The organism is Rhizobacter sp. P3_B12 (assembly GCF_056402895.1).
Genome location: NZ_JBFUGN010000516.1, coordinates 1 through 4,337 on the forward strand (window position 1 = coordinate 1; position 4,337 = coordinate 4,337).

General features: G+C 68.4%; 5 protein-coding genes. All 5 read right to left on the reverse strand.

What is annotated here, in order from left to right; genetic code table 11:
* Positions 1-525 (reverse strand): sterol desaturase family protein (locus AC1D01_RS22660; protein ID WP_477870286.1); only part of this gene is annotated, 525 nt, incomplete at its 3' end.
* A gap of 24 nt (positions 526-549) precedes the next feature.
* Complete coding sequence (locus tag AC1D01_RS22665; protein ID WP_477870288.1) at positions 550-1,353, reverse strand: polysaccharide deacetylase family protein; 804 nt, start codon at positions 1,351-1,353, stop codon at positions 550-552.
* Positions 1,337-2,353 (reverse strand): YncE family protein, encoded by a 1,017-nt coding sequence (locus AC1D01_RS22670; RefSeq protein WP_477870290.1) that lies wholly within the window; start codon positions 2,351-2,353, stop codon positions 1,337-1,339. The genes AC1D01_RS22665 and AC1D01_RS22670 overlap by 17 nt, the downstream gene beginning before the upstream one ends.
* A gap of 108 nt (positions 2,354-2,461) precedes the next feature.
* Positions 2,462-3,274 carry a TIGR00266 family protein gene (locus tag AC1D01_RS22675; protein ID WP_477870294.1) on the reverse strand — a complete coding sequence of 271 codons (813 nt, stop codon included), beginning with the start codon at positions 3,272-3,274 and terminating at the stop codon, positions 2,462-2,464.
* A gap of 88 nt (positions 3,275-3,362) precedes the next feature.
* Positions 3,363-4,304 (reverse strand): hypothetical protein, encoded by a 942-nt coding sequence (locus AC1D01_RS22680; protein WP_477870292.1) that lies wholly within the window; start codon positions 4,302-4,304, stop codon positions 3,363-3,365.
* Positions 4,305-4,337: the final 33 nt, after the last annotated feature.

Sequence of the window (4,337 nt, forward strand, 5' to 3'; positions counted from 1 at the left end):
GTGGTGCAGCGAATGCAGCCCCCACCACCAGTGGAACTGGTGCTGGCCGCGGTGGATCCAGTAGTCGACGAAGTCGAACACCAGCAGGTAGGCAACGAAGCTGAACCACGCGGTATCGGTGACGCCCGGCCACCACGGCCCGAACCACTCGTCGAACTGCCAGGTCGGCAGGCCCGCCAGCCGCGCAGCACCGAAGGCCTCGTCGAACAGCGGATCGACCGCGAAGAACAAACCGACGCGGAACAGCCCCAACCGGTGGATCAGCGTGTACAGCACGTCGATGCGCACCGCGCGCCGGTCGGTCACCGGCTCGACCGGGCGCCAGCGCTCCAGCGCGCCGAACACCACCAGCAGCACGACGATCTGCAGCAGGCCGACCAGCAGCCAGCCGGTGGCATCGAACGCATCCTCGACGACATTGCCGAGCCCGAGCTGGAAGGCGAGTGGCTGCACGACGCCTTCGAACAGCGCCTGCTGCACGCGGCCGAAGGCGTCGGTGAAGGCAAGCAGCAGGGAATCGAGCATGGCGAGCGTGTTCGGCAGAAGGGATCAGCGTTGCGCTGCATCCCGGTAGGCGGGGTGGTCGCGCAGGGTGGCGAAGCAGAAGCCGCGTTGCTTGAGCCCCTGGATCAGCGGCTCGAGCACCGCCGGCGCCCACGGGTCCTGGCGCGACCAGATGCCCAGGTGGGCCAGCATCACGTCGCCCGGCCGGATGTGATCCAGCGCGCGCTGCAAAAGTTGCGCATTCGGGTAGCGATCGCTCGGCAGTTCGTCACCGAGGAAGCCGGCGGCACTCCACGGCACGTGGGTCCAGCCGCAGGCCTTGGCCGCGGCCAGCAGCGCCGGCGAGGTCTTGCCGCCGGGCGCYCGGAACAGATGCGGCATCGCCTGCCCGGTCATCGCGCGGAAGCGGTCGGCCGGGCGCTGCAGCTCGGCGCAGTACTCGGCCGCGGTCCAGGTCAGCAGCTTGCCCGCGTTGGGGCCGGCGCTGGGCCGCACCTTGAAGCCGCCACCCTTCTGGCCCGTTTTCACATCGGCCACCCAATACACGTGGTCGAAGGTGTGCGAGCCGAACAGGTGGCCTTCGGCCGCGCGCGCCTTCCACCACGGCGCCCATTCGTCATCGAGGCTCGTGCCGTCGGTCTTCGTCTTCTCGTTGGCGAGGAAGAAGGTCGCCTTCACCTGCTGGCGATTCAGCACGTCGGCGACCAGCGGGGCCACGCCCATGTGGCCGGTGTCCAGCGTCAGGTAGACCGGCTTGTCGCAGCCGGCCGCGTGGGCCGGTGCGGCCAGCGCCGCGATCAGGGCTGCGGTCAGGGCGGCGACAACGACGGGGCTAGCGGCGCGACGCATGCTCGAGCGTCCACACCCCGTGCGGCGAGCGGCCCACCGCCACCTGGCGGATCACCTGCTTCTTCTCGATGTCGATCAGCGTGAGCTTGCGTGCCCAGCGCGAGCTGACGAGCAGCGTCTTGCCGTCGGCCAGCACGTCGATGCAGTCGGGGCCGCCCGGCGCCGGGTAGGTGTCGACCACGCTCAGCGTGCGGGTGTCGATCATGCTGATGGTGTTGGCGACACGGTTGCTGACGAACACATGCTGGCCGTCGCCGCGGCTGCGGAACGCATGCGCGCCGGCGCCGGTCAGGATGCGCTTGACGAGCTTCGGCTGCGCCTGGCTCACGTCGTAGACCTCGACGAACTCGTCGCCGGTGAGGCCGACCAGCAGCAGCTTGTCGTCGGGCGTCAGGTAGACATCGGCCGGCAGCTTGCCGACGGTGATCTTCCAGCGCGGCTTCTGGGTCGCGATGTCGATCGCCATCAGCTCGTCGCTGTCCTGCATCGACGAATAGATGACGCTGCTCTTGCTGTCGATCGACAGATGGCTGGGCGTGCGCGATGCCGGCACGCGGCCGGCGAGCTTCATCGGGTTGGCCGCGTCGGCCGGCTCCCAGCGGTAGATGTCGATGTGGTTCAGCCGGTTCGCTGCGGTGACGAACCACTTCATGTCGGGCGAGAAGCGCAGGTGGTACGGGTCGGGGATCTTGGTGATCGTGCGCTGCACCTCGGCGGTGACCGGGTCGACCAGCGTCAGCGAATCGCTCAGCGCGTTGGCGACGATCAGCGATTTCTCGTCGGGCGTCAGGTAGAGGTGGTGCGGTTCCTTGCCGGTGGGAATGCGGCGGATCTCGGTGAAGGTCTTCGGGTCGATCACGCTGATCGACGCGTCGAGCGAGTTCAGCACGAAGATCGGCGGCTTGACTGCGTCCGCGGCCTGCGCCCCGAGCGGGGCGGCCAGGCAGAAGGCCGACAGGACGAGCGACGAGAGACGGGGCAACGCAGACAGCAGTTTCAAGACCGGCACCAACAGGAGAAACCAGCATTTTAGGCGGGCGCAGCGTGCGCCCACCTTCAAAATGGCCTGCGAGCGCCTTTCTGTTCTGCGCTTCGTCAAAGTCAGGCGTTATTCATCGTCCCCGCCGAGGATGCCGCCGAGCAGGCCGCCGCCGGCGAAACCGCCCAGCACCGAACCCTCTTCACGCCGCCCGCCGTTCTGCGGCGCGGCCGCGAACACGCGCGACGCGAGGCGCGAGAACGGCAGGCTCTGCAGCCACACCGTGCCCGGCCCGGTGACCTTCGCGAAGAACAGGCCCTCACCACCGAACAGCGCGGTCTTGATCTTGCCGACGTACTGGATCTCGAAGTTGACGTTGGGCGTCAGCGCGACGATGCAGCCGGTGTCGATCAGCAGCGTCTGGCCGGGCTGCAGCTCGCGCTTCAGCACGGTGCCGCCGGCGTGCACGAAGGCGAGGCCGTCGCCCTCGAGCTTCTGCATCACGAAGCCCTCGCCGCCGAAGAAGCCGACCGACAGCTTCTGCTGGAAGAAGATGCCGAGCGACACGCCCTTGGCGGCGCACAGGAAGGCATCCTTCTGGCAGATCAGCGTGCCGCCGAGCTGGCGCAGGTCCATCGGCAGGATCTTGCCGGGGTACGGCGCCGCGAACGCGACCTTGCGCTTGCCCTGACCCTGGTTGGTGTAGACGGTGGTGAACAGCGACTCGCCGGTGATCAACCGCTTGCCGGCGCCGAGCAGCTTGCCGAAGATGCCGCCCTGGCTGGCCGAGCCGTCGCCGAAGACGGTGTCCATGCCGATGCCGGCATCCATGTACATCATGCTGCCGGCCTCGCCGACCGCCGCTTCGCCCGGGTCGAGTTCGACCTCGACGAACTGCATCTCCGAGCCCTTGATCTCGTAGTCCACCACGTCCATTGCCACGTTCATGCTCCTGGTTGAGAACGGGCGGATTCTGACATCGTCGGGGAGCGGCCCAATGACTCGATGCAGCAGCAGCCCATCGCGTGAGTCAAGTCATCAACTTCGGCCGCACCTTGGCCACACGCACACCCCGCACCAGGAAGAACCCGATCACGTCGAACCCCGCTTCCGCCGTCGTGAACGCCTGCTCCGGCCCGCTGCAGGGCTGGATCCCCCGCGATGCCGGGCCGCGCTGCAGCGGCCAGGCAGGCAGCAGGTTCGCCACGAATCCGACGTACTCCGCCATCGGCGCACCCCACCGCCGATCGAACAGGCGCAGCTCGATTCGCGCGACCCCGTGGCTGCGGTCCTCGAGGGTCGACGTGTCCTGCACCGTCAGCAGGTAGCGCGCCGTGCTGGCGCGCACCGGCCCTTCGATCGACTGGGACAGCTCGACCTGCACCAGCCGCGCCATGAACTCCTCGGTGTTCGCGGGCGGCAGCAAGGCATGCCCGGTGGATTCCCACCACAGACGATGCGCCGTCACCGAGATCGCGCCACGCGATGTCATGCGCCGGTCCTGCTCGACGAAGACGAAGGTCGACGTGGCCAGCACCTGCCGCGCATCCAGCGGATCGAACCAGTCGACGGGCGGCACGTCGTCCGGCTCGGGGCGGCGCACATGCTCAATGTCGAGCAGCACACCCTCGTTCGCCGGCACGCGGCTCGCCTCGCTCGAGATCGTCAGGTGGCGCTCGCTGTCGCAGCGGTGTGCCRGGTAGGCCAGGGCATCGCTCGCCATCGCGTCATCGGCCGCGTGCAGCCGGGCCTCGGCGAGCTGGCGCTGGAAATCCTGCAGCGCGAGCCAGCCCAGCCCGTGGGCGGCCAGCAACGCCGCGAGCGCCAGCGCGACGCCGATGCGCCGCTCGCGTGTTCGAGGCGGCAGGCGGCTGAGCGCACCGAGCGCGAACGAGGCCGCCACGAGCAAGGCGATCGCGCCGAAGGCGAGCAGCGCCGGGGAGGTGAACAAGGTTTCGGTCAGGGACGGCATGGGCCAATCCTTCAAAAAAGAGGAGGTCGTAGA